Below are 23763 nucleotides of genomic sequence, written 5' to 3'. Positions count from 1 at the left end.
CGTCAGGCTTTCCGGCCCGCGTCCTCCCCGTTGGGGTCCGTGCCGGCGTCGACGGGGGCCGGCCGTGTCACCAGCCAGGCAATCCAGACACCCAGGATGTACAGGGGCGCGCCCATGATCAGCCGGGTGGTGGCCAGCGCGGCTAGCCCGTCCGGGCCCATGAGGTAGAGCGGAACCTGCACCACGAGCCGAAGCACCAGGACCGCAACGATGATCCAGGTGCCGAGCTGGTAGGCCCTGACCCGGGCGGGATCCTTGCGCCAGTCGAGGCCCTCGTTCCGGATGAACCCGAAGAGCAGACCGGCCACCGGCCATTTGAGGAAGATGGAGAGCACCATCGCCAGGATGTAACCGGCGTTGGTGAAGAAACCGGGGAGGTAGAAATCCTCCGCCTTGCCGGTGCTGTTGGCGAGCCAGGCCGAGATGCCTACGCCCACCACACCGGCCAACGCCTGGGTGAGGGGGCGCCGCTGGACCAGCCGGACCACGGTGAACACCGCGGCGGAAGCCAGTGCCGCCACCAGGGACAGCGTCAGCTCCCTGGTAATGGTGAAGGCAACCAGGAACATGAGTCCGGGCACGATGCTTTCGGCAATGCCCTGGACACCGCCGGCACTGCGCAGGACGTCCACCCGGCCGTCGTGCGTCCGGTGCAGCCCCGCCTTGGCCGCGTACTCCGCCGCAAGGCCGGCCACCGGTGACGGCTCCCGGGCCGGTCCCTGGCTTCCATCACGGCCAGGGGTGCCGTTGCTTGGGGGTCCGGAGGACGGGTCGGGCTGGGGCTCGGTCATTCGTTCTCCTGGCGGGACAGTATTTCGTAGCGTGGGTTGAACATGGTAGGCAGGCCTTGGCTGCGGGACAGCATTCCTTCAAGCCGGAGCTCGGCGCCGGCTTCGATGCCCGGCACGCGGCGGCGCCCCAGCCATACAACCCGGAGCCTGCCATGTGCCTTGGCCTGGCCGGACTGCCTCCTGCCGGGTTCGGCCCGGCCTGGTTCGGCGCGGCCCGGCTCGGCGTCGGAAACAATGGCGGTGAACGCAGGTGCCTGGTCCGCCGGGAGGTACGTCACCGATTCAATGCGTCCCTGGCAAACGACGCGGCCCTTATCCGGAAGCTCATCCAGGGAGAGAACGGCAGGGCGGGGCTGGAGCCCGTCCCCGGGTGCCGCGTCAGCCAATCTGTGTGGTTTCCGGACCACGTTCCGGTTCCCCAAGGGAAGGGGCAGGCGGAGGAGGCGTGGTGGCCGCGTCCTTGGGCAGGCGCAGCTGCAGCAGGTCGCGGGGCGGCATGGGGCTGTCCCCGCGGATCACCACAACCTGCCTGAACAGCGCCTCCAGCGGCTCGGCTGCTTCACGTTCCAGGGCCGCCGGACCGCCCAGCACTCCGCGAAGGAACCAGCGCGGTCCATCCACGCCCACAAAGCGGGCCACCCGGTAGCCCTGGCTGCCGTCGGGAAGCCCCGCAGGCAACTTGGCCACGAGTTCGGTCCCAAAGCTGCCGTCGATCTCTTCCACCTGGCCACCCTGCGCACCCACGGACTGGCCGATCTGCTCGCGAATCTCGTCCCACAGGCCCTCGGTCTTGGGAGCGGCGAATGCCTGCAGCTGCAGGCTGGAGCCATTGAGGTCCAGCGTCACCGCAACGACGCGCTGGGTGGCTTCCTCGACCTCAAGGCGCAACTGGAGGCCCTCGCTGGGCGTGATCAGCAGCGCGCCCAGATCCACGTAGCCGTCGCGGCTGGTGATTTCGGATTCATCAAAGGGGCCGTTCGCCCGGATGCCCGCGGCGGCCGCCATGTCGGCGGAAGCCTCCGCGGCGTTCAGGGAGTCGTCCGGTTCGGCTGTCTGTTCCTTCTTGGCTTTCCTGCCGAGCCCAAAGACCATGAGGGTGTCTCCTTAGTTGTGAAATGTGCCGGTCCGGCCCGTGGGGGTCCCGCCGTCCTGCTGTACGCGCCCGGCAGCAATACTGCCCGAACGGAAATCGTTCTTTAGGCCCGCGGCGGGTTGAATCCGCCGGTAGATCCGAATCCTCCCGTACCGCGCACGGACCCGCTTAATTCATTGACGGGGATGAACTGCGCGTGCTCCACACGCTGGATGACCATCTGCGCAATTCTATCGCCGCGGCTCAGCTCAATGGACTGGTTCGCGTCGGTGTTCAGCAGGGTGACGGCTATTTCCCCCCGGTATCCGGCATCAACCGTTCCGGGGGCGTTGACGATGGTCAGGCCGTGCTTGGTGGCAAGCCCGGACCGCGGATGGATCAGGGCAACGAAGCCCTCAGGGAGGGCAATTGCCACTCCCGTGGGCACCAGCTTGCGCTCCCCCGGCTGCAGGACAACGTCCTCCCTGGCACGAAGGTCGGCGCCGGCGTCACCAGGGTGCGCGTACGACGGCGCCTCAAGGCCTGGATCCAGCATCTTCAGCTGCACCTGCAGTGTGGGCGCCGCGGCCGACGCCGCCAGGCCGGCAGGTGCTGCTGCGGGGAAGGTGTCTACGGCTGCGGAATGATCAGTCACAGTCACTCACTCTAACCCGCGCCCATCGTCCGCACCTAGGCGCGGGCGCCCGCCGGCGCCTGCCAGCACCTACCGGGGGCGGCAGGCACCGTGCCGGCGGGGAGTGTGCAGCAGGCGCCGGGACAGAAGCGGCCGGGATGAAATAGCGAGGGAAAGATGGAAAGCTTGCGTCATGCCCGAATCCAGTTCCGCCGCGCCCGTTCCGAACACACCATCCGCCGAAGCCGCAGTGGTCTACCGGGAAAAGCTGTGGCCCAATGCCTGGATCTGGATCATCGCAGCGGGCATCTCGGGTGCCGGAATCCTGGTGTTTGCACCTATCAGCGCGGCTGCGGGCTACACGGCTGCGGTGGTGCTCTTCACGATCATCGCCGTACTCCTGATCCTTTCCACCCCCACCATCCTGGTCACCGAAAACACCCTGACGGTGGGGCGGGCAACCATTGAACGCCGCTTCGTGGGTGCCGCCCAGCCATTCCGCGGTGAAGAAGCGACGGCGGAACGCGGCACCCGGCTGAACGGCCTGGCCTACCTTTGCATCCGTGGCTGGATTGATCCGGTCGTCAAAATCGGCATTACCGACCCCTCGGACCCCACGCCCTACTGGCTGGCTTCCACCCGGCACCCGGACAGACTCGCGGCAGCCCTTCAGCCCTCACAGTCCCTGCAGTAAAACCGGCCGTCCTTCTCCCTGGCGATCTGGGAGCGGTGCCGTAACAGGAAGCACGAGGAGCAGGTGAATTCGTCAGCCTGGGCCGGAACCACCTGGACCACCAGTTCCTCGCCGGAGAGGTCCGCGCCCGGCAGTTCGAAGCCGGCCGCAAGCTCGCTTTCGTCCTCATCCACCACAGCAACCGGTTTGTCCGCGCGGCGCGCCTTCAACTCTTCCAGGGAATCCGCCGTGGCGTCTTCCCCGGACTTGCGCGGCGCATCGTAATCGGTGGACATCGCGGCCCTGGCCTTCTTCCTGACGTGTCCGGGACAACACCCTTCATAACGCGGGGTGCACCGGGTTGGTGCCCGGGCGGAAGGCCGGGGGTGGCACCCGATTTGCGAGCCTTGTCCCGGAAAATCGCGGCGCGCCCTGCCCCTTGACCGAAAACCCGCCCCTCGGGTGGCAAAGTTTCGAGTGATAGTAATGCCAGGGTGGAGGATTTGTATGCAGGATCTACGGCTTGTAGGCGTACACGACGACGGGACTCACCTCCTGTTGAGCGGGGCCGGCGGCGAGATGTTCCAGCTGCCGATCGACGAAGCGCTGAGGACGGCCAGCCGGCCTGCGGTTAAGCCGCGTGCTGAGCGGCCAGGAGTTCCGATGTCCCCACGGGACATCCAGGCGCGGATACGCGCCGGTGCCACCGCAGCCGACGTCGCCGAGCTTTCCGGGCTTCCGCTGGCCAAGGTTGAACGGTATGAGGGGCCGGTCCTTGCCGAACGGGAATATGTTGCCCACCAGGCCCGAAAAGTGGAAGTGGCCACACCTTCCCCCGGCCATGACGGCTACCGGTCCGCGTTCGGCGACAACCCTGCCACGCTCAATGACATGGTGGGGCACCGGCTCGCCGCCCATGGCATTGACCCGGCAACGGTGGAGTGGGATTCCTGGCGTCGCCAGGATGGGACCTGGACTGTCTCGGCCACCTTCGAAGCCAAGAAGGGCAACACCCCGGGCATTGGTGAGGAGCCCCCGGCACTGTGGACCTTCAGCCCGGCGCGGAAGTCGCTGCAGAACGCCAACCGGTGGGCCCAGCAACTGAGCGAACTGGAACCCCTGGACGGTCCCGTTCCTGCCCGCCGGCTGTCGGCCGTTTCCGACCGGCCCTTTGACTTTGAAACCGATGCCGATGCCGCTCCCGGAAGCCAGGGAGGCAACCCCGGCCAGGCCCCGGGCAAGGAAAAGGAATCCGACGGCCTCCTGGACATGCTGCGTTCGCGCCGGGGCCAGCGGCTTGGCGTGGATGAGGATTCCGACGACGCGCTGGCCCTTCTCCTCACGCACGGCGTGCCGGCCGCCCATCCCCGGCCCTCCGAGGTCACGCCGGAAGCGGATGACGAGGACGCGGAGCCGGAGGCGGACCGTGGCAGTGCCCCCGCTGCCCAGGGTGATGCCTTCATCCGGCGCCGGGACGCCCGCCCGTCGATGCTTTCCCGGCTGAGCCTCATCCCCCCGCACCCGGACCCGGTGGACGACAACCTCAGGTTGCACAACGGTGTCAGTACAGACACCCGGGAGATAACAATCGTGGCATCGCCCCAGTGCCCCTCCGGTTCAGCGGATCCTGACGCGGCACGCGGCAACGGCGCCTCAGGCAGCGGAGCAGGACTGGACGAACTGCTGGGCGGCAGTCCGCGCCGGCCGGCACCGCGGACTGACGATAACTCCCCCACCACCGGCCAGCTTCCGGAAACGGGCGCACCGGAAAGGCAACCTGCAAGGCCCAAACGCTCCAGCGTTCCATCCTGGGACGAGATAGTCTTCGGGACCCGCGGAGACTAGGTACTGCCTGTGCGCCGGCCAGCCGGCGCCGGAGCACCGGACGCTTAGGCGCCCGGCCCGGTTGCGCCGGTGCCGCGCCATAGGCACGCATCCACCTCGAAAGGCAGCAGCGGGTCCTGCTCAGCCATGAGGTTGGCACCATGGGCCGTGACGCGCCGCATGAAGTGGCGCCGGCAGAGGGTTTCGTAGCCCACAACGGGAATGTGGCCTGCTGCGGGAGCCGCTGCTCCATCAAGGGCCATGTCGACGTCACCCACCACCACCTGGGCGCCTTCGGTGACCATGACGCCGTCCACCGTCCTTGCGTTGTGCGTTGCCCGGCGGCCGCACCAGCACAGGGCCTCCACCTGCAAAACCTGCACCCGGTCCGCAAGTTCGATCAGCCGCTGCGAGCCGGGGAAAAGCCTGGTGCGGAAGTCGGCGGTAATGCCGAAGGCAAAAACGTCGACGCCGATCTCGTCCACGACTTTCGCCAACTGTTCCACCTGCTCCGGCGTATAGAACTGTGCCTCATCGCAAATCAGGTAGTCGACGCGCTGGCCCTGGGTGCGCCGCAGCATGACTTCCTCCCAGAAGTCCGTGCCGTCCGCCACCTCCACTGCGTCGGTTTCGAGGCCGAGCCGGCTGGAGATGCGGGATTCGCCGGCACGGTCGTTGCGGCTAAAGCGCACACCGCCCCGGCCCCGGGCACGGTGGTTGTGATCCATCTGCAGTGCGAGCGTGGATTTGCCGCAGTCCATGGTGCCCGAAAAGAAGACGAGTTCAGCCACGGCGGACGCTCCTGCCCCCGGCCGTGAAACACAGCAGCGGAACCTCCCGCTCAGCCTTGGTCAGTGATCCGTGCTGGCCCACGACTTCCATCGCAGTGGGGCGGACACGCCGTGTGTCATACAGTGCCAGCTCATCCCGGGCCGCAATCATCACGTCTCCGATCCTGCCCTCGACGTCGGGCCGGACCGGACCGAAGAGGCCCGCCGCAATGGCGTCCTCCCTGGTGAAGGCCCAGACACGGGCACCGAACCGGCCGCGCCAGGCCGCGAGAAGCCGTTCGCGTGCACCGGCGTCGGGCCCCGTGCCGTCCGCTCCGGTTTCCAGGTAGAGGTGCACCATGCGCGGTTCGCCGGCCGTGTGCCGGACCCCTTCCACCAGCGCCGGGTCTGCTGAGAAGTCGATGCGCTGTTGTTCCGGCACGTCCAGCATGCCGTGGTCCGCGGTCAGCAGGATGGTGGTGCCGGCAGGCAGGGAGGCATGCAACCGCTTCATGGTGGCATCCAGCTCCTCGAGCTGGTGCTCCCAGTGTTCGGACTGGCAGCCGTAGCGGTGTCCGGCCTTGTCCAGCTCGTTAAGGTAGAAGTACAACAGGGCGGGGCCGGGGGCGGCGAGGGCTTCTGCGGCGGCTTCCGTCCGGGCGTGCGAGGTGGTGCCTGCCACGAAGGTCCCGCCGCGCAGGGCAGCCCTGGTCATGGGCGAATCCCCGAACTGGGGAAGGCTGACCGTGGTGACGGCCGCCTGGCCTGCAGCCCGTTCCAGCACGGTGGGGAACGGCTGCCAGGCGAGGGGGTCCACCCCTGCGTCCCAGTTGCCGAGCATGTTGACCACTTTGTCCTGCGCCGGGTCCAGCACGTCGTAGCCCACCATGCCGTGCTGGCCGGGGGGCAACCCCGTACCGAAACTTGCCAGCGCGGCGGCCGTGGTGGAGGGAAATGCCGAGTCCAGCCACACAGGAACTTCCCCCTGCCCGGACTGGATGACGGACCTGAGGAAGGGTGTGTGCGCGGACCTCTGCTTCAGGAGGTTCCGGCCCAGGCCGTCGGCCACGACGACGCAGACCCGCGACGCCGCAGGAAGGCCAAGCGTATTGGTGAAGCCATCGAGGCCCAGGCTTGCCGCGGCGCTGGTCAGCACATCCGCTACGGAGCGCCGCCCGTAGGCGGGGGCGGGCGGAAGGTCAGCCGCCGCGCCTGCCTGGACTGGAGCGGCGTGCGGCGGAGCAACTGCGGCGGGAATGGTTAGGCGGCGTTCTTCCGGCATCTCAGCGCTGCTGGTGCCCGCGGCTCAGCCGGTTGCCGAACACACCCGGACGCGGGCGCGGAGGAAGGGACTGGATGTGCGGCACGGGAGCGGCGGAGCCCGTGTTGACTGCGCGCAGCGCACGGGCAAACAACTTGGCGTCCTGGACTGCCTGCAGCCCGTCCGCCTCAGCGCTGATCCGGAGGACGATGTCCTCCTGGGCAATGGTGCCGCTGTAGCCATGGTCGGCTTCGCACTGGGGATCACCGCAACTGGCGGGGCCCATGTCCAACCGCTGGCCGCCGGACCAGGCGATGGACAGCGTCACCTCGCGCACGGGATCCGATGGCTTGTAGTTCTGCGGCTGGGCGTACATGTAGCTGAGCACCACGGAGCGGATCTGCGCCACGGGAACCGACTCCGTGGAGATCTGGGCCACGATCTGTTCACCGGCCTCGTCCAGCTGCTGGTCGTCCACATGGGTGATCACCAGCATGTCCGCGGTCAGCACCAGCACGGTGATGTGGCGCCGGACCTCGGCCCGGTCGAAGTGGGTTTCCAGGTGCACCAGGTGGGCTACACAGTCGCGTCCGTCCAGGGCGTCATCCACCACGTCGGCCACAAGGCGCGGGTAGAAACCGGCCTTCTGCAGTGCGCCGTCCAGGCTTTGGCCCTGGGCACCGTGGTTGTGTGAGCTGTGGCGGACTGCCTGATTTTCATTGCCGGGCGTTTGGGGCGCCGACGCGGGAGGCTGTGAGCTCATTCCCCCATTTTCACAGATGGGCAGGTCACATTGCTAACCGCGTCAGCCGAGCATGGCGCGGCGGGCGCTGTCGGTGCGCTGGGCCGCGTTGCCGATCCGCACGTCCGCGGCCAGGATGACCGCACCGGAGGCCCCGCAAAGCACAGGATTGAATTCCAGCAGCGCGATCTCCGGGTGGCTGTCCTTCAGCCACGCGAGCCTGCCGGCAAGGTCCTCGAGTGCGGCAACGTCCACGGCGGGCAGGCCCTGGTAGCCGAACAGCTTCCGTGCCGCGCGCGGTCCGCGGATGAAGTCGTGCACGTCCGCCGCGGACAAGGGCGGCACCCGGTGGGCCCAGTCATCCAGCAGATTGACGGCGTCGCCCGCCAGTCCGAAGGAGATGACCGGTCCCAGGAGGGGGTCTTCGATGGCCCGGAAGGTGCAGGCCTGGCCAACGGGCGCCATGGTCTGCACCTCCAGGGCAGGATCGCCGTAGCGGGACAGGGTGCGGCGCATCTGGAGCACGTTCAGGCGCAGGGACTCGGCGTCCTGGATGTCCAGCCGCACTCCCCCGAGGTCCAGCCGGTGGCGCAGCGAGGGGTCGGTGGTTTTCAGCGCTACCGGCCAGCCGAGGGCCTCCGCAGCCTCCACCGCCTCGTCAGGGGTGTCAAAGCCGGCAGAGGGCAGCACGGTGATGCCGTAGTGGCCCAGGAGGGAACGCGTGGCTGCCGGGTCCAGCTGCTTGAGCTGCTCACCTTTCACGTCGCGGAGGTGGGCCTCGAGTTCGGCCCGGGCGGCCTGCGGATCGCAGCCTTCCGGTTCAACGAAATGTCCGTGGTCGCGCGAGACCCACTCGGCATACCGCACCACGGCCGCGAGCGCGGCCACCGCTGCGCCGGGGTTGGAAAAGCAGGGCACGGCACGCTCCCCGGGCCCCACCATCCCCTCAACGTAGACAGACGGATCCAGGATCCCGGTGAATGCGGCCACCACGGGTTTTCCGGACTTCACGGAGCATTCGGCCAGGACCTCGGCGATGCTGTCCACGGTGAGCCCGCGGGCCGGAAGCAGGGCAGCGACGGCTGCGTGGACGGCGTCCGACTCCAGCGCGGCGAGCAGGGCCGAGCGCAGGGCGGGAAGGGCAACCGACTGGCCGGCGTCGAGGTCCACCCCGGCCACCACCTGGCCAACGCCCAGGCCGTGCGAGGAGGCACTGTCTGCCACCACTTTGCCCAGCGCCTGGGAGTTGCTGAAGATGGCCAGCCCGGGCCCGGCCGGAAGCGGCTGGCCGGAGACCACCTGCGCAACGTCCACCAGTTGCTCTATGGTTTCCACCCGGATGACGCCGGACTGGCGCAGCATGGCGTCGAGGGCTCCTGCCGGCGCCTGGGTGGTGCGGACGGCGTGCCCGGGCGGCAGCCGAAGCCCCATGGCGTCGGACTTGGCCACGATCACCGGCTTGATGCGGGCCAGCCGGCGGGCCAGCCGGGAGAACTTGCGCGGGTTGCCGATGGATTCCAGGTACAGGCCGACTGCCGAGGTGTCGGCGTCGTCCTCCCAGTACTGCATCATGTCGTTGCCGGAAACATCGGCGCGGTTGCCGGCGGAGAGGAAAGTGGACAGGCCCAGCCGCCGCCTGCTGGAGGCGGCGTAGAGCGAGACGCCGATGGCGGCCGACTGGGAGAACAGCCCCAGGCTGCCCCGCAGCGGCATCACGGGTGCCATGGAAGCGTTGAGCGACACGTCGGGGTGGGTGTTCACAATTCCCAGGGACGCCGGTCCTATCACCCGCATGCCGTTGGCCCGGGCCTGGCGTACCAGGTCCCGCTGCCTCGCGAGGCCGCGTTCGCCGTCGTCCGCGAAGCCCGCCGATGCAACCACCAGGCCCTTCACTCCGGCTGCGGCGCAGTCGGCCACGACGGCGGCGACTTCCTCGTAGGGGACGGCCACCACCGCAAGCTGGACGGGCTCGGGGACCTCGGAGAGCCTGCCGAAGGACATCATGCCAGCCAGTTCCAGCGCCTCGGGGTTGATGGCATACACGCTGCCGCGGAAGCCGCCCTCAATGATGTGCTCCAGCAGCTGGTACCCCACGGTCCCCCATTTTCGGCTCGCGCCGATGACGGCAACGGACGACGGCGTCAGCAGGTCGCGGACGCTCCTCGCCTCTGCGCGGTGTTCGCGGGATTCCATCACAGCCCGGGACTTTTCCGTGGGGTCGATGTTGAACTCCAGGCTGACGACGCCGTCGTCAAAATGCCGTTTGACGTCATACCCGGCATCGGAAAAGACCATCAGCATCTTGCGGTTTTCCGGCAGCACTTCGGCGCTGAAGCGGCGGATGCCGTTTTCGTGGGCGGCGGCGGCAAGGTGTTCCAGCAGGATGGAGCCAATGCCCCTTCCCTGGTGGGCGTCCGCGATGTTGAACGCCACTTCCGCCTCGGCGGGGTCGTCGAGCCGGTCATACCGGCCGATGCCGACGATTTCGCCGCCGATGGTGATGACGAACGCCACCCGGTCCCGGTAATCCACCTCGGTGAACCGCTTGAGCTCCTTGCTGGAGAGTTTGGCCTTGAACGCGAAGAAGCGCATGTAGATTGAATTCTGCGACTGTCCCATGTGGAATGCCTGGACAGCGTCCGCATCCGAGGGATGGATTGGCCGCAGATGCGCGGTTCCGCCGTCCCGCAGGACGACATCGGCTTCCCAATGTTCCGGATATTCGCCGTCCACGGGCTGATCCACCATAGGCTTAGCCTAGCCAAAATCTCCCGCAGCACCGCCGCTCGCGCACAATAAACCGATTGCACAGCACACCAGAAGGATTTACCAACCCCATGGCCCGCCGCCAAAGCCCAGCCCCCACCGTGGAAGACAGCACCCCCTACACGGAGAACATCGTGGACATCGATGTCACCTCCGAAATGGAGGGGTCCTTCCTGGAGTACGCGTATTCGGTGATTTACTCGCGGGCCCTTCCCGACGCCCGCGACGGGCTCAAGCCGGTGCAGCGCCGCATCCTCTACATGATGAGCGACATGGGCCTGCGTCCGGACCGCGGCCACGTGAAGAGCGCCCGCGTGGTGGGCGAGGTCATGGGCAAGCTGCACCCGCACGGCGATACCGCCATCTACGACGCCATGGTGCGCATGGCGCAGGACTTCTCGCTGCGGCTGCCGCTCATTGACGGGCACGGTAACTTCGGCTCGCTCGACGACGGCCCTGCGGCTCCGCGGTATACGGAAGCACGGCTGGCCGCCGCCGCCCTCACGCTGACAGACCATCTCGATGAAGAAGTGGTGGACTTTGTCCCCAACTACGACAACCAGCTGACCCAGCCGGACGTCCTGCCGGCAGCGTTCCCCAACCTGCTGGTCAACGGCGCCACCGGCATCGCCGTCGGCATGGCCACCAACATGGCCCCGCACAACCTCGTGGAGGTCATCTCCGCCGCGCGGCACCTGATCGCCAACCCGGACGCGACGCTTGATGACCTCATGCGCTTCGTACCCGGCCCGGACCTGCCCAGCGGCGGGCGGATTGTGGGCCTGGACGGCATCCGCGACGCCTACGCCACCGGGCGCGGGTCCTTCAAGACCCGGGCCAAGGTGGAAATCGAGCAGCTTTCCGCGCGCCGGACCGGCCTGGTGGTCACCGAGCTCCCCTACATGGTGGGCCCGGAGAAGGTCATCGAGAAGATCAAGGACGCCGTTAATGCCAAGAAGCTGACGGGCATCAGCGACATCGTCGACCTGACCGACCGGAAGCACGGCCTGCGGCTGGTCATCGAGCTCAAGAACGGCTTCAACCCCAACGCCGTCCTGCAGCAGCTCTACCGCTACTCGCCGATGGAAGACTCCTTCGGCATCAACAACGTCACCCTGGTGGACGGCCAGCCGCAGACCCTGGGCCTGGTGCAGCTGCTCACCGTCTACGTGAACCACCGGATCGACGTGGTGCGCCGCCGGACCGTGTTCCGGCTGGGGAAGAAGAAGGACCGCCTCCACCTGGTGGAGGGCCTCCTCATCGCCATCGTGGACATCGACGAAGTCATCCAGATCATCCGGTCCTCGGATGAGGCCGCCGCCGCCCGGGCCCGGCTGATGTCCATCTACGACCTCACGGAAATCCAGGCGAACTATATCCTGGAGCTCCGGCTGCGCCAGCTGACCAAGTACTCCCGGATTGAGCTCGAGAAGGAACAGGATGAGCTCCGCCGCGAGATAGCGGAGCTGGAGGCCATCCTGAGCTCAGAGGAGCGGCTGCGCACCCTGGTGTCCGACGAACTGGGCGCCATCGCCGAGCAGCACGGCACGCCGCGGCGGACGGTCCTGCTGGAATCAGAGGCCGTGGCCCCAACAGTTGCCGCCGACCTCGCCCTGGCCGCGGGAAAGAAGGGCAAGGCCGCGCCGCTGGCCCTGGAAATTGCGGACGACCCCTGCTGGGCAATCCTGACCGCGTCCGGGCAGGTGGCCCGCACCAGCAACCAGGAGCCGCTGGCGGAGGCCGGTCCGCGGGCCAAGCACGATGTGTACACGTCCGTGGTCAAGACCTCGGCGCGGGGCGAGATCGCCGCGGTTACCTCGCAGGGCCGTATGCTGCGCCTCCAGGTGATGGACATGCCGGTCCTGCCCCCGGTCTCGGGCCTGCCGAACCTCGCCGGCGGGGTGCCGGCCAAGGACTTCCTGACCCTGGTGAAGGGGGAAACCCTGGTGGCGTTCGTCCCGCTGGACGAAGTGCTGGCCATCGGAACTGCCCAGGGAGTGGTGAAGCGCGTGCAGCCGGACTATCCGCTGAACCGGGAAGACTGGGACGTCATTTCCCTGAAGGACAAGGACTTTGTGGTCAACGTGGTGCCGGCGGGAGCTGATGATGCCGAGCTGGTGTTCCTGACCAGCCAGGCCCAGCTGCTGAAGTTTGGTGCCGCAACCGTGCGGCCGCAGGGCCGTACGGCGGGCGGCATGGCGGGCATCAAGCTGGCGCCCGGGGACCGGGTGCTGTATTTCGGCGCCATCCAGCCGAAGGACGAGGCCGCCGTGGTGGTGACCATCGCGGGGACCACCGGCGCCCTTCCCGGCACCGCCCCCGGCACGGCCAAGGTGACGGCATTCTCCGAGTACCCCGTGAAGGGACGTGCAACGGCCGGTGTGCGGGCCCACCGCTTCCTGAAGGGCGAGGACACGCTGCTGCTCGCTTGGGCAGGCCACGGCCCCGCCAAGGCGGCCTCGGCAGCCGGGGTCGCCAGGTCCCTGCCGCAGGAGCATGGCCGGCGTGACGGATCCGGCGTCCCGCTCTCCCAGCCGGTGGATGTGGTGGGTCCCGCCATGGCCTGGCCTGATCCCGCCGGGACTGCCTGATCCCGCTTAGACTGCTTCCATGCCTATCGTTCCTGATGAGAAGGACTGGACCTGGGTCCTGACCCGTCCATGCCCGGAATGCTCTTTCGACGCTTCCACGGTGACGCCGTCGACGGTCCCCGGGACTATCGAAAACATGCTTCCCCGCTGGCGTGCTGTCCTGCGCAGGCCGGACGCTGCCGAGCGACCGAATGAGCACACCTGGTCGGCGCTGGAGTACGCCTGCCACGTCCGGGACGTCTTCAGCCTCTTTGACCAGCGGCTGAACCTCATGCTGGATTCGGACGACGCCCGGTTCGAGAACTGGGACCAGGACCGGACAGCGCTGGACAAGGACTACGCCAACGCCGATCCCGCGGTGGTGAGCGCTGAGCTGGCCGCAGAGGGCAAGCAGGTGGCGGAGTCGTTTGCCGGTGTCCGCGAAGCGGAGTGGGGTCGGAAAGGGCTGCGCAGCAACGGTTCTGAATTCACTGTCCTGACGCTGGCCCAGTACTTCCTGCACGACGTCGTCCATCACCTTCACGACGTGGACGGCTGATCCCCCTCTGCCGCGGTAAGCGCATACGCAGTCGAGGCATAGGTCGGGGCAGCAGCAGGCGCCGGCGCACGTCCTGTGTTCCCCGAGCCGGGGCCAAGCACCAGGCGGGCGTCTCCGGGGGCGATGTCAGCCGGGTTGTGGGTTACCAGCACCACAGTGCGGTTCCGCAGCCCCGCGCGGAGGTCCGCCAGCATGGCCTGTGCCGATTCCGCATCCAGGTGGGCCGTCGGCTCATCCAGCAGGATCACCTCCGCGCCCGTCATTAGCGTGCGGGCCACGACCAGGCGCTGGCGCTCCCCTCCGCTCAGGAACGCCCCTCCGGGACCGATCCGGGTGTCCAGGCCCGCCGGCAGCCGCTCCACCAGGCTGGACAACCCAACGGAAGCAAGCGCATCCCGAAGTTCGGCGTCGCCGCCGGCTTCCTCGCCGCCGGCAGCCCGATCCCCGGAGGAAGGCTTGCCCAGCAGCAGGTTGCCGCGGATGGTCGAGTCAAAGAGGTGGGCCTCCTGCGGGCACCACGCGGCCCGGCCGGTCACCCGGGCAGTCCCCGCGGCGGCCGGAAGGAAGCCCAGCAGGACCGAGAGCAGGGTGGACTTTCCGGAGCCGGAGGGCCCGGTGACTGCCAGCCAACGCCCCGGTTCCGCAACCGCGTCCAGCCCGGTAAACGCCGGCGCCCCGCCCGGCCAGGCCGCGGCAAGGTTTTCGAGTTCGACGCCGGGAGCACCGTTGCGCCGGGGAGGCACCTCCTGCAGGCCGTCGGCAGTGCCGCCGTCGGAATCGGGGGCGTCGCCGGAATCGGGGGCGGCGCCGTCCAGCGCGCCCGACGCGGCGACGCGCCGCATGACCGTCCGAAGCGCCGGGAACTGGCGTACCGCCGTCGTCATCGCTGCGTAAGGTTCCACCAGAGCGAGGAGCAGCAGCACCACCACCGCCGCAGTGGCGGGCTCGAGGCGGCCCTCGAGCACCGCGGGAGCCGCCAGCCAGGCGGCAGCGAAAGCCGCCGCACAGCACGAAGCGGTGGTGATGGCGTGTCCCAGTCCGTCCGCCCAGGCTGAGCGCCGGGACGCCCGGGTGGCACTTCGGTCCTGCGCGCGCAGTCCGGCAAGGACCGGGAAGGCGACGCTGTTGGCGTGCAGATCGGCCCTGGCATCGAGGGCTGCGGAAGTGCGGCGCAGAACTCCGGACCTCAGCATCTGTTCGGCGCCGGCAGATTTGCCGTCAGCCCACAGTGCGACGGCGGGCGCCAGGAACAGGCTGGCCGCGGCGGCGGCAAGGACGGCCGGGAGCGCGGCCGGCACCAGCAGGCCGGTGGTGGCCAGTGCCAGCAAGGAGACGGCGAGGGCGGTAGCAGGCGGCAGCACAACGCGGGGCAGGAGGTCGCGGACAGTATCGACGTCGTCAATCACCGATCCCAGGACGTTGCCGCCCTGGAGCAGGCGGCGGAGTGCGAGCGCCCTGCGGCTCAGCGACTCCCATAGCTGTCCGCGGAGCCGGGTGAGGGCGGAAAACACCGCATCATGCAGGAGGAGCCGTTCCCAGTATCGGAGCACGGCCCGCCCGATTCCAAAGAACCGCACCCCCACGATCGCGGTCAGCAGGTACAGGATGGGCGGCTGCTCGCTGGCCCGGATGATCAGCCAGCCCGACAGGCCGGACAATGCCACGGCGAACACAGCCGCCAGCGTGCCCACCACCGCGGCGGCCGCGAACTTGCCGCGGACCGGCGCAAGGAGCACTGCGAGTAGTCGGGCGGTGGCGCGGCTGTCGGCTGGTTCGGCGGCGGCGGGGGTTGCGGCGCCGGCAGCCGTGCCCGCCGGGGCGTAGGTCTCTTCGCCGACGGCGGAGCCGGCCGCGGCAGCAGGTTTTGCCCGGAATGCATCCGTCGGGTGCGCGGCGGGGGGTGCTGTCCCGCCAGGTCCGGCCACCGGCACCACATGGTCCGCGAGGCTGCGGGTGCGTTCATTGTGCGCCACCAGGATCACCGTCACCCGGCCCCGGAGCTTCCTGATGGCCTCCTCGACAGCCATCGCCGAGGCGTCGTCCAGGTGTGCGGTGGGCTCGTCGAGCAACAGGACGGTGGCGCCGGCCTCGATCCTTGCCAGCCCCCGGGCCAGGGCGACCCTGCGCAGCTCGCCCGGGCTCAGTTCCGCCGGGTGCTGTTGGGCCAGGTGGCCGGCGGCAGCGCGGGCCAGGCAGGCGCGTGCGGCGGCTTCCGCGCCTGCCTGGACGCGGGCGCCCTGGATGTCCCCGGAAAGGTAGAGCAGCACCTCGTCAAGGACGGTGTCCGCGAGCATCGCGGGGTGCTGCGGCACCCAGGCCAGGACGGTACGGTCAAGGCCCCGGACCGTGCCGGTTACCGTGGTGCCGGCGCCGTCGCCAATGGTCCCGGCCAGGACGCCGAGGACCGTGCTCTTTCCTGCGCCGCTGGCGCCGTCGAGGGCGGTGATCCTGCCTTGGGGCGCCGAGAACGTGAGCGGGCCGACGGCGGGCCCCGCCCTTCCGCCGTAGCTCACGGCAAGGTCCGTGACAGTGACCGGCGCCCCGGGCCTTCCTGCCTTGGCTGCAGGAAGCGGGCGTGGCTCGGGAGCATCCGTGACAGCGGTGGCCGCGGCGAGGGCAACCCGGCCATCGTCGCTGGCGTGGTGGGCGGTGCCCAGTTCCCGCAGCGGAAGATAGCAGTCCGGCGCCAGGATCAGGGCAAGCAGGCCTGCCTCGAGGGGCATGTCGCCGTGCACCAGGCGGACGCCGATGAACACCGCCACCACAGCGACGGAGATGGTTGCGATCAGTTCCAGCGCGAGCGCCGACAGGAAGGCCGTGCGCAGGGTTCCCATGGTGCGTGCGCGGTATTCCTCCGAGATCTCTTCCAGGGCCTTGCGCTGCGCCGTGGCCCGGCCGAGTCCCACCAGGACGGGCAGGCCTTTGGCGAGCTCCAGCATGTGGGCGGAGAGCCTTGCGAGGGAGGCCTGCGCCTCGCGGACGCTGTCCTCGGTGTACCGGCCGATCAGCACCATGAACAGCGGCACGAGCGGCACCGTCAGGACAACCACCACTGCGCTGACCCAGTCGGCGTAGAGGACCCGTGCCCCGAGCAGCAGCGGAATCGCGGCGCAGTTCACCAGGGCGGGGAGGAACTGGGTGTAGTAGCTGTCCAGGGCGTCCAGGCCGCGGGTTGCCAGGACGGCGAGTCCGCCGTCGGCCGGTCCGGTCTCCCTTACGCCGTTGCGCAGAGCCCGTTCAAGGAGCCCGGCGCGGAGCTCCTCCTTGATGCCAAGGGCGGCCCGGCGGGATGCAACGGCTTGTCCCCAGACCGTCAGGGAGCGCAGGACCGCGCCGGCCAGCCCCAGGGGGACCTCTCCGGCCCAGCCCGGGTCTCCCGTCACCATTCCGGCGAGGGCCGATGCCACCGCCTGCCCCATGAGCACAAGAGACAGCGCCTTGAGCGCGGCCAGCAGTCCCAGGACATAGATGGCGGAGCGGGTGGATGGACCGGGCGGGAAACGTGGCCGCATGTCAGCCCTTCGTGGTGAAGGCCCTGGCGGCGATGGCCGGCAGGAAGCTGTGCGCCTCCGGGATGTGTGCCGCGCTCACACGCCTCCGGAAGACCCAGTAGGTCCATGCCTGGTATGCGATGACCAGGGGGAGGCCGAGGGCTGCCACGACACTCATAAGGCCAAGGGTGTAGTCCGAGGAGGAGGCGTTTGAAACGGTCAGGTCGAAGGCGCTGTCCAAGGTAGAGGGCAGCACCACGGGGAATACTGCGCCGAATATGCACGCAGTACCAAGTACCAGGAAGGCGCCGAGGGCCAGGAATGCCTTGCCTTCGGCTGCCTTGCGGGCCAGGACCCAGGCTGCGGCTGCCGCGGCAACGGCGAGGATGACCAGGGCCCAGGTCCAGGGCTTGCCGTCGAGGAACTGGATGCTGAGCGCCCACGCGGCGATGGGCAGCAACAGCACCGGCAGCAGCCGCACGAACCACCGGCGGGCCCGGTGCCGGACGTCGCCGTCAGTCTTCAGGGCCAGGAAGGCCAGCGCATGCAGCAGCGAGAAACCCGCCACGGCCAGCCCGCCCAGCACGGCGTAGCCGCTGAACCAGGCCAACGGACCGCCCTCACGGTCGCCGTTCGCATTCAGGGGAAGCCCGGTGGTGGTGAGGGCCAGCGCGGCGCCCACTCCGAAAGCCGCGAAAAAGGAGCCCAGGGCGATGGCCCAGTCCCAGCGGGCACGCCACTGATCCGTGTCCACCTTGCCGCGGTATTCGAAGGCCACCGCGCGGAAGATCAGGGCAACGAGCACCACCAGCAGCGGCAGGTAGAGCGCCGAAAACAGTGAGGCGTACCAGAGCGGGAAGGCAGCGAAGGTGGCGCCGCCGGCGGTCAGGAGCCAAACCTCGTTGCCGTCCCAGACCGGGCCGATGGTGTTGAGCAGGACCCGTCGTTCGGTGTTGTTGCGGGCGAAGAGCTTCATGAGCATTCCGACGCCGAGATCGAAGCCCTCGAGGAAGAGGTACCCGGTCCACAGCACGGCGATGGCGATGAACCAGATGGTTGGGAGCAGTTCCATTCTGTGTTTCCTCTGCTTGGTATCGGGCTAGTACGCGAAGGCCAGGACGTCGTCGGCAGGTTTCCCCGCGCCCGGGCCGCCCGGTCCGGGCGTGGCGTCCCCGTCCTCGTCTACGGGGGCGTGCACCAGTTCCGGCATGGCGGAAACTACTCCACCCCGGATGTACTTGACCAGCAGCTTGACTTCAACCACCAGCAGGACTGCGTAAACTGCCGTCAGCGTTACCAGTGATGCCAGCAGTTCTCCCGCCGAGACCCCCGGCGAAACGGCGGCGGCGGTGAACATAAACACCTGGTCGATGCCGCTGGGGTCGGGATTGGGGGCCACCACAAAAGGCTGGCGTCCCATTTCCGTGAAGATCCAGCCGGCGGCGTTGGCGCCGAACGGGGCCAGGATGCCGAAGACCGCCAGCCGCATGAGCCACGAAGACTCGGGAACGGTTCCCTTCCGGGTGATCCACAGCGCCACCAGCGCTGCCAGGGCTGCAAGCCCGCCGAAGCCGATCATCATGCGGAAGCCCCAATAGGTCACCTCCATGACCGGCAGGTAGTCGATCTCCTGCCCGGCGCGTTCACCGTAGATCGGATTGTCCGGCAGGTTCGTGCCGTACTTCTCCCGGTATTCGGGCAGCAGGCTGTTGACGCCCTTGACTTCGGTGGTGAAGTCACCCTTCGCCAGGTAGGAGAGGATGCCCGGAACCTCGATCAGGGCCACGATGTCGTCGCAGTTCTGCGAGCCGATGTTGCCGATGCTGAGGACCGAGAAGCCGGTGCCGTCGTGGCAGGCAGCTTCTGCCGCGGCCATCTTCATGGGCTGCTGCTCGAACATCAATTTGCCCTGGAGGTCGCCGGTGAGGGCAGTCCCGGCGAAGGAGATCATGGCAACCACGGCACCGATCCGCAGGGACCGGAGCCAGACCTTGTGGTCATTCACGTCACGGCCGGGTATACCTGCTGCTTCGCCGGGGACCACCTTGCCGTCGGCACCCACGGTGTCCACGCCGTCGCGCCGCCTCCGCCACAGGTGGTACCAGGCGATGCCTAGGAGGAAGCCGCCCGCCACCGCCAGGGCGCCGAACAGTGTGTGGGGCACGGCAACGAGGGCGGTGTTGTTGGTGAAGACGGCCCAGGCGTCAGTCATGACGGGCCGGCCGTCGATCATCTCCACACCCACCGGGTGCTGCATCCAGCTGTTGGCGACAATGATGAAGTAGGCGGAGAAGACGGAACCGATAACGGCTATCCACAGGCAGGCCAGGTGGATGCCGGGCTTGAGCTGTTTCCAGCCGAAGATCCACAAGCCCAGGAACGTGGATTCCACGAAGAAGGCGAGGAGCGCCTCCAGTGCCAGCGGCGCGCCGAAAACATCGCCCACGAACCGGCTGTATTCGCTCCAGGCCATACCGAACTGGAACTCCTGGACGATGCCGGTGGCCACGCCCATGATGAAGTTGATGAGGAACAGCTTGCCCCAGAACTTGGTCATCCGCAGGTATTCGGGGTTGCCAGTGCGGTGCCAGGCGGTCTGGATGACGGCCACAACCAGGCCAAGGCCGATGGTCAGCGGAACCATCATGAAGTGGTAAACCGTGGTGATGCCGAATTGCCAGCGTGCGATTTCCAGCGCGTCCATAGCGTCCAAGGCGGCCCCTCGTGTCAGCGAAATGCAGATCTTCTACGTTTTGTAGAACTGAACTTCTACCGAGTGTAGAACAACGTCGGCAGCGGTGTAAAAACCAGCTTCCACGCCCCTGGAGCCGCAGGCAAGGGAAGCGGCAGGCCAAGTGTTCTACCCAACGTAGAAAGTCCCGTGAAAACCGGGTAAATTAGAACCTGTAGTTGAAGCGAAGCATGCAGCCACCGCCGCTTCCACGCGGTGGCTCGGGGAACAAAGGAAAAGTGCAATGGCTAGTCTTGGTGAACTGGAACGGGCAGTGATGGATCTGCTCTGGGCGGGCCAGGAAGCAGCCACCGCTAATACACTGCGGGACCGGCTGGCGCGGACGTCGGCCGGACAGGACGGCTCTGCAGGCCATGAAGGCAAGGAACTTGCCGTCACCACCGTCCTTACCGTGCTGTCCCGGCTGGAAAAGAAGGGCCTGGTGGAGCGCGAACGCGGCACCCGCCCGCACCGCTACCAGGCGGTGTCCAGCCGTGAGGACCACACCGCTGAGCTGATGCATGAAGTTCTGGGGTCCGCGCCGGACCGCGAGGCCGTGCTGGCACGCTTCATTGGGTCCGTTTCCGAGGGCGAGGCCGAGACGCTGCGCAAACTGCTGGGCCACCTGTAACGCACCATGTTCTGGGCCTCATACCTGCTGGCGGTCCTTGCGATAGTCCTGGCGTGGCCGGTGCCTATCCTCCTCTCGCGGGCGAAGTGGCCCGCCCGTTCGCCGTTCACTGCCATGATCCTGTGGCAGGCGATCGCACTGGCCGGCGGCCTGTCGATGATCGGCGCCATGCTGGTCTACGGCCTGGAGCCTATCGGCGACAACCTGATTGCGGGGCTTCGGGCGCTGGCCGGAATGGTGCTCTTCAATGCCCCCACCACGGCTTTGGGATTCTGGCACATCTTTGCCCTGTCCGCCGCCGCCCTGCTTACCGCCCACCTGGTGTTCACCCTGCTGCTGACCTACTACAAGATTGAGCGCCAGCGCCGGCGCCACCGCGAACTGCTGGCCCTCCTGGCCTCACCGTCCGCTGAAGGAACGGGAACGCTCGTTATCAGCCATGACTCCCCCGTGGCCTACTGCCTTCCCGGCGGCGCCCGCTCGGTGACGGTCCTCTCGGATGGCCTGATGGCGGCCCTTGAACCGGCAGAACTCCGGGCGGTCCTGATCCATGAGAATGCGCACCTGAACCAACGGCACCACCTGCTGCTGTGGGCTTTTGCCGCCTGGCGGCAAGCGCTGCCATGGCTGCCCACCACCCGCCTTGCCCAGGAGGCGGTGAATTCGCTGATCGAAATGCTGGCCGACGACGTCGCGCTCAAAACCGAGAGCAAGGCCACGCTGATCAAGGCAATCGCCATCGTGGCCAGCGGATCGGCCGGGAACACCGGCGGAGCGGAACTCCGTCCCGCAGCTTCCAGCCTGGCCCTGTCCGGGCTCGAGGCCGCCGGCACGCCCGGCCCGGACCCGGCCCGCACCACGGCCTCCCGGGTCAGCAGGCTGCTCTCACCCCAGCCTGAGCTGCCGGCGCCGGTCCGGAACATGGTGATGGCCGGATCCGTGCTGCTGCTGGCGCTGCCCACCGCCCTGCTGGTGGTGCCGGGCCTGCTGGGCTGAGTCCCGGCGTCGTACCTCCGGACCTCCGGCTCACCGCCCGCCGTCAGGCGTCGATGCGCTCCCGGTCCAGGCTGGCGGCGCCGGCGATGATAAAGTCCTTGCGCGGCGAGACGTCCGAGCCCATCAGCAGGTCAAAGATTTCCTCTGCCTGCTTGGCGTTCTCGATGCCCACCTTGCGCAGGGTGCGGTGCCGCGGGTCCATGGTGGTCTCGGCCAGCTGCTCGGCATCCATTTCGCCCAGGCCCTTGTAGCGCTGGATGGGCTCCTTGTACCGCTTGCCTTCCTTGGCCAGGCGGGCCAGGAGGACGTGGAGTTCCGCCTCCGAGTACGTGTAGATCATTTCATTCGCCTTCTGGCCCGCGTTGATGACCTCCACCCGGTGCAGCGGCGGGACAGCGGCGAAAACGCGGCCGTCTTCGATCATGGGGCGCATGTAGCGGAAGAAAAGCGTCAGGAGCAGCGTACGGATGTGGGCACCGTCAACGTCGGCGTCCGTCATCAGGATCACTTTGCCGTAGCGGGCGGCGCTGATGTCGAAGCTGCGGCCGGAACCAGCGCCCACCACCTGGATGAGGGCTGCGCATTCGGCGTTGGAGAGCATGTCCCCCACGGACGCCTTCTGGACGTTGAGGATCTTGCCGCGGATGGGCAGCAGGGCCTGGAAGTCCGAGGACCGGGCCAGCTTGGCGGTGCCCAGTGCTGAGTCGCCTTCCACGATGAACAGTTCGGAACGGTCGACGTCGTCCGTGCGGCAGTCGGCAAGCTTGGTGGGCATCGAGGATGTTTCCAGGGCGTTCTTGCGCCGCTGGGTTTCCTTGTGCACCCGCGCCGAGATGCGCGACTTCATCTCGTTGACGATTTTTTCCAGCAGCAGCGCGGACTGGGCCTTGTCATTCCGGTTCGCGGAACCGAGCTTGGCGCTGATCTCCTGTTCCACCACCTTGGACACGATGGCGCGCACCGCCGAGGTGCCCAGGATTTCCTTGGTCTGGCCTTCGAACTGGGGCTCGGCAAGCCGTACCGTCAGGACGGCGGTCAGGCCCGCGAAGATGTCGTCCTTTTCGATCTTGTCATTGCCCGCCTTGAGCTTCCGGGCGTTGGTTTCCACCGCTTTGCGGAACGTCTTGACCAGGGCCTGCTCAAAGCCTGACTGGTGCGTTCCGCCCTTGGGGGTGGAGATGATGTTGACGAAACTCCGGACGGTGCTGTCGTAGCCGATGCCCCAGCGCAGCGCGACATCCACCTCGCAGTCCCGTTCCACCTCCGCCAGCTGGCTGTGCCCGCGCTCGTCCAGGACGGGAACTGTCTCCTTGAACTTTCCGGAGCCGTGCAGCCGCCAGACGTCGGTGACGGCGGGATCGGCGGCGAGGAACTCGACGAATTCGGAGATGCCGCCGTCGTGGTGGAAGACTTCTTCGTGGACTCCTGCCTCCCCGGGTGTTCCCGGGAACCTCCGCTCATCCCGCACCGTCAGTTTGAGGCCTGGTACCAGGAAGGAGGTCTGGCGCGCACGGGCCGCCAGTTCGTCATAGGAGAACTTTGCATCCGGGGTGAAGATCTGCCGGTCGGCCCAGTACCGGATCCGGGTGCCCGTGACCCCGCGCTTTGCTTTGCCCACCACGTCCAGGACGGAATCGTCCACGAACGGGGTAAAGGGTGCGGCGGGGTCGATCCTGGAGCCAACGTCCTTGAAGCGCCCGGGCTCGCCGCGCCGGAAGGACATCTTGTAGGTCTTGCCGCCGCGGTCCACTTCGACGTCGAGGCGGGAGGACAGCGCGTTGACCACGGATGCGCCGACGCCGTGCAGGCCGCCTGAGGCCGTGTAGGAGCCGCCGCCGAACTTGCCGCCCGCGTGGAGTTTGGTGAAGACCACTTCGACGCCCGTCAGGCCGGTCTTGGGTTCTTTGTCGATAGGGATGCCGCGGCCGTCGTCATGGATCTCCACGGAGTTGTCGGCGTGGAGGATGATCTTGATGTCGTGGCCGAACCCGGCCAGGGCCTCATCCACGGAGTTGTCAATGATCTCCCAGAGGCAGTGCATGAGTCCGCGGGAGTCGGTGGAACCGATGTACATGCCCGGGCGCTTGCGGACAGCCTCGAGGCCCTCCAGTACAGACAGGTGCCGGGCAGTGTAATCAGAACTTGGTGCCACTGGTGATGAACTCCTTCAGGGACGGAAACAGCAGGCTGGGATCGCTTCCTCTAGGGTAGTCGGCCCGGGACCGGCAGGCCGGCTGCCACACCTGGCCGGG

Annotated in this window: 19 protein-coding genes; 6 read left to right on the top strand and 13 right to left on the bottom strand. The window is 67.7% G+C overall.

Annotation, left to right across the window (positions count from 1 at the left end):
* Positions 1 to 2: 2 nt before the first annotated feature.
* From C3B78_RS07775 to dut, 4 genes are all read right to left on the bottom strand, one after another.
* Entirely contained in the window at positions 3 to 791 is a 789-nt protein-coding gene (locus tag C3B78_RS07775) for a DUF3159 domain-containing protein (RefSeq protein ID WP_104997561.1), read from the bottom strand.
* Positions 788 to 1177, bottom strand: a complete 390-nt coding sequence (locus C3B78_RS07770) for a hypothetical protein (RefSeq protein ID WP_311217745.1) — start codon at positions 1175 to 1177, stop codon at positions 788 to 790. The genes C3B78_RS07775 and C3B78_RS07770 overlap by 4 nt, the downstream gene beginning before the upstream one ends.
* Entirely contained in the window at positions 1170 to 1883 is a 714-nt protein-coding gene (locus C3B78_RS07765; RefSeq protein ID WP_104997560.1) for a DUF3710 domain-containing protein, read from the bottom strand. Before C3B78_RS07765 ends, C3B78_RS07770 begins: the two co-directional genes overlap by 8 nt.
* Before the next feature lie 104 nt (positions 1884 to 1987).
* Positions 1988 to 2518 carry a dUTP diphosphatase gene (gene dut, locus C3B78_RS07760; protein WP_104997559.1) on the bottom strand — a complete coding sequence of 177 codons (531 nt, stop codon included), beginning with the start codon at positions 2516 to 2518 and terminating at the stop codon, positions 1988 to 1990.
* A 172-nt stretch (positions 2519 to 2690) separates the two neighbouring features.
* Between dut and C3B78_RS07755 the strand changes: the two genes are divergently transcribed.
* Positions 2691 to 3191 carry a DUF3093 domain-containing protein gene (locus C3B78_RS07755; RefSeq protein WP_104997558.1) on the top strand — a complete coding sequence of 167 codons (501 nt, stop codon included), beginning with the start codon at positions 2691 to 2693 and terminating at the stop codon, positions 3189 to 3191.
* Here C3B78_RS07755 and C3B78_RS07750 read toward each other — a convergent pair.
* A complete protein-coding gene (locus tag C3B78_RS07750) occupies positions 3167 to 3466 on the bottom strand; it encodes a DUF4193 domain-containing protein (protein WP_104997557.1) in 300 nt (99 codons plus the stop codon). The two genes, C3B78_RS07755 and C3B78_RS07750, sit on opposite strands and share 25 nt — an antisense overlap.
* Before the next feature lie 211 nt (positions 3467 to 3677).
* On the opposite strand from C3B78_RS07750, the gene sepH reads away from it, so the two are divergent.
* A complete protein-coding gene (sepH, locus tag C3B78_RS07745) occupies positions 3678 to 5015 on the top strand; it encodes a septation protein SepH (RefSeq protein ID WP_104997556.1) in 1338 nt (445 codons plus the stop codon).
* A 44-nt stretch (positions 5016 to 5059) separates the two neighbouring features.
* Here the strand turns inward: sepH and C3B78_RS07740 are convergent, their stop codons facing one another.
* The 4 genes from C3B78_RS07740 to C3B78_RS07725 are packed head-to-tail and all read right to left on the bottom strand — an operon-like array spanning position 5060 to position 10515.
* Positions 5060 to 5785 (bottom strand): thymidine kinase, encoded by a 726-nt coding sequence (locus C3B78_RS07740; RefSeq protein WP_104997555.1) that lies wholly within the window; start codon positions 5783 to 5785, stop codon positions 5060 to 5062.
* Positions 5778 to 7046, bottom strand: coding sequence for an alkaline phosphatase family protein (locus C3B78_RS07735; protein ID WP_234005548.1), 1269 nt, complete (start codon positions 7044 to 7046; stop codon positions 5778 to 5780). The genes C3B78_RS07740 and C3B78_RS07735 overlap by 8 nt, the downstream gene beginning before the upstream one ends.
* 1 nt (position 7047) lies before the next feature.
* The gene (locus tag C3B78_RS07730) at positions 7048 to 7788 is read right to left on the bottom strand and encodes a DUF5998 family protein (RefSeq protein ID WP_104997554.1); all 741 of its coding nucleotides are present in this window, start codon (positions 7786 to 7788) and stop codon (positions 7048 to 7050) included.
* 42 nt (positions 7789 to 7830) lie between these two features.
* Positions 7831 to 10515, bottom strand: coding sequence for a bifunctional acetate--CoA ligase family protein/GNAT family N-acetyltransferase (locus tag C3B78_RS07725; RefSeq protein ID WP_104997553.1), 2685 nt, complete (start codon positions 10513 to 10515; stop codon positions 7831 to 7833).
* 89 nt (positions 10516 to 10604) lie between these two features.
* Here C3B78_RS07725 and C3B78_RS07720 point away from each other — a divergent pair, with 89 nt between their 5' ends.
* Together C3B78_RS07720 and C3B78_RS07715 are read left to right on the top strand one after the other, a co-directional pair.
* The gene (locus C3B78_RS07720) at positions 10605 to 13124 is read left to right on the top strand and encodes a DNA gyrase/topoisomerase IV subunit A (protein ID WP_104997552.1); all 2520 of its coding nucleotides are present in this window, start codon (positions 10605 to 10607) and stop codon (positions 13122 to 13124) included.
* A gap of 19 nt (positions 13125 to 13143) precedes the next feature.
* Positions 13144 to 13662 (top strand): DinB family protein, encoded by a 519-nt coding sequence (locus C3B78_RS07715; RefSeq protein ID WP_104997551.1) that lies wholly within the window; start codon positions 13144 to 13146, stop codon positions 13660 to 13662.
* Here C3B78_RS07715 and cydD read toward each other — a convergent pair.
* The 3 genes from cydD to C3B78_RS07700 are packed head-to-tail and all read right to left on the bottom strand — an operon-like array spanning position 13644 to position 19857.
* The gene (gene cydD / locus C3B78_RS07710) at positions 13644 to 17174 is read right to left on the bottom strand and encodes a thiol reductant ABC exporter subunit CydD (RefSeq protein ID WP_104997550.1); all 3531 of its coding nucleotides are present in this window, start codon (positions 17172 to 17174) and stop codon (positions 13644 to 13646) included. The genes C3B78_RS07715 and cydD overlap by 19 nt on opposite strands.
* Position 17175: 1 nt before the next feature.
* Entirely contained in the window at positions 17176 to 18225 is a 1050-nt protein-coding gene (cydB, locus tag C3B78_RS07705) for a cytochrome d ubiquinol oxidase subunit II (RefSeq protein ID WP_104997549.1), read from the bottom strand.
* Positions 18226 to 18252: 27 nt separating this feature from the next.
* Complete coding sequence (locus tag C3B78_RS07700; protein WP_104997548.1) at positions 18253 to 19857, bottom strand: cytochrome ubiquinol oxidase subunit I; 1605 nt, start codon at positions 19855 to 19857, stop codon at positions 18253 to 18255.
* A 271-nt stretch (positions 19858 to 20128) separates the two neighbouring features.
* Between C3B78_RS07700 and C3B78_RS07695 the strand changes: the two genes are divergently transcribed.
* Positions 20129 to 20515 (top strand): BlaI/MecI/CopY family transcriptional regulator, encoded by a 387-nt coding sequence (locus C3B78_RS07695; protein WP_104997547.1) that lies wholly within the window; start codon positions 20129 to 20131, stop codon positions 20513 to 20515.
* A 6-nt stretch (positions 20516 to 20521) separates the two neighbouring features.
* Complete coding sequence (locus C3B78_RS07690; RefSeq protein ID WP_104997546.1) at positions 20522 to 21511, top strand: M56 family metallopeptidase; 990 nt, start codon at positions 20522 to 20524, stop codon at positions 21509 to 21511.
* Positions 21512 to 21554: 43 nt separating this feature from the next.
* Here C3B78_RS07690 and C3B78_RS07685 read toward each other — a convergent pair whose 3' ends face one another.
* Positions 21555 to 23663 carry a DNA gyrase/topoisomerase IV subunit B gene (locus C3B78_RS07685; RefSeq protein ID WP_104997545.1) on the bottom strand — a complete coding sequence of 703 codons (2109 nt, stop codon included), beginning with the start codon at positions 23661 to 23663 and terminating at the stop codon, positions 21555 to 21557.
* Positions 23664 to 23763 lie beyond the last annotated feature (100 nt).

It is taken from the genome of Arthrobacter sp. PGP41, assembly GCF_002953935.1.
Taxonomy (GTDB): domain Bacteria; phylum Actinomycetota; class Actinomycetes; order Actinomycetales; family Micrococcaceae; genus Arthrobacter.
Note: the sequence above shows the minus strand (reverse complement) of the source record. Positions and strands in the feature narration are given on the sequence as shown.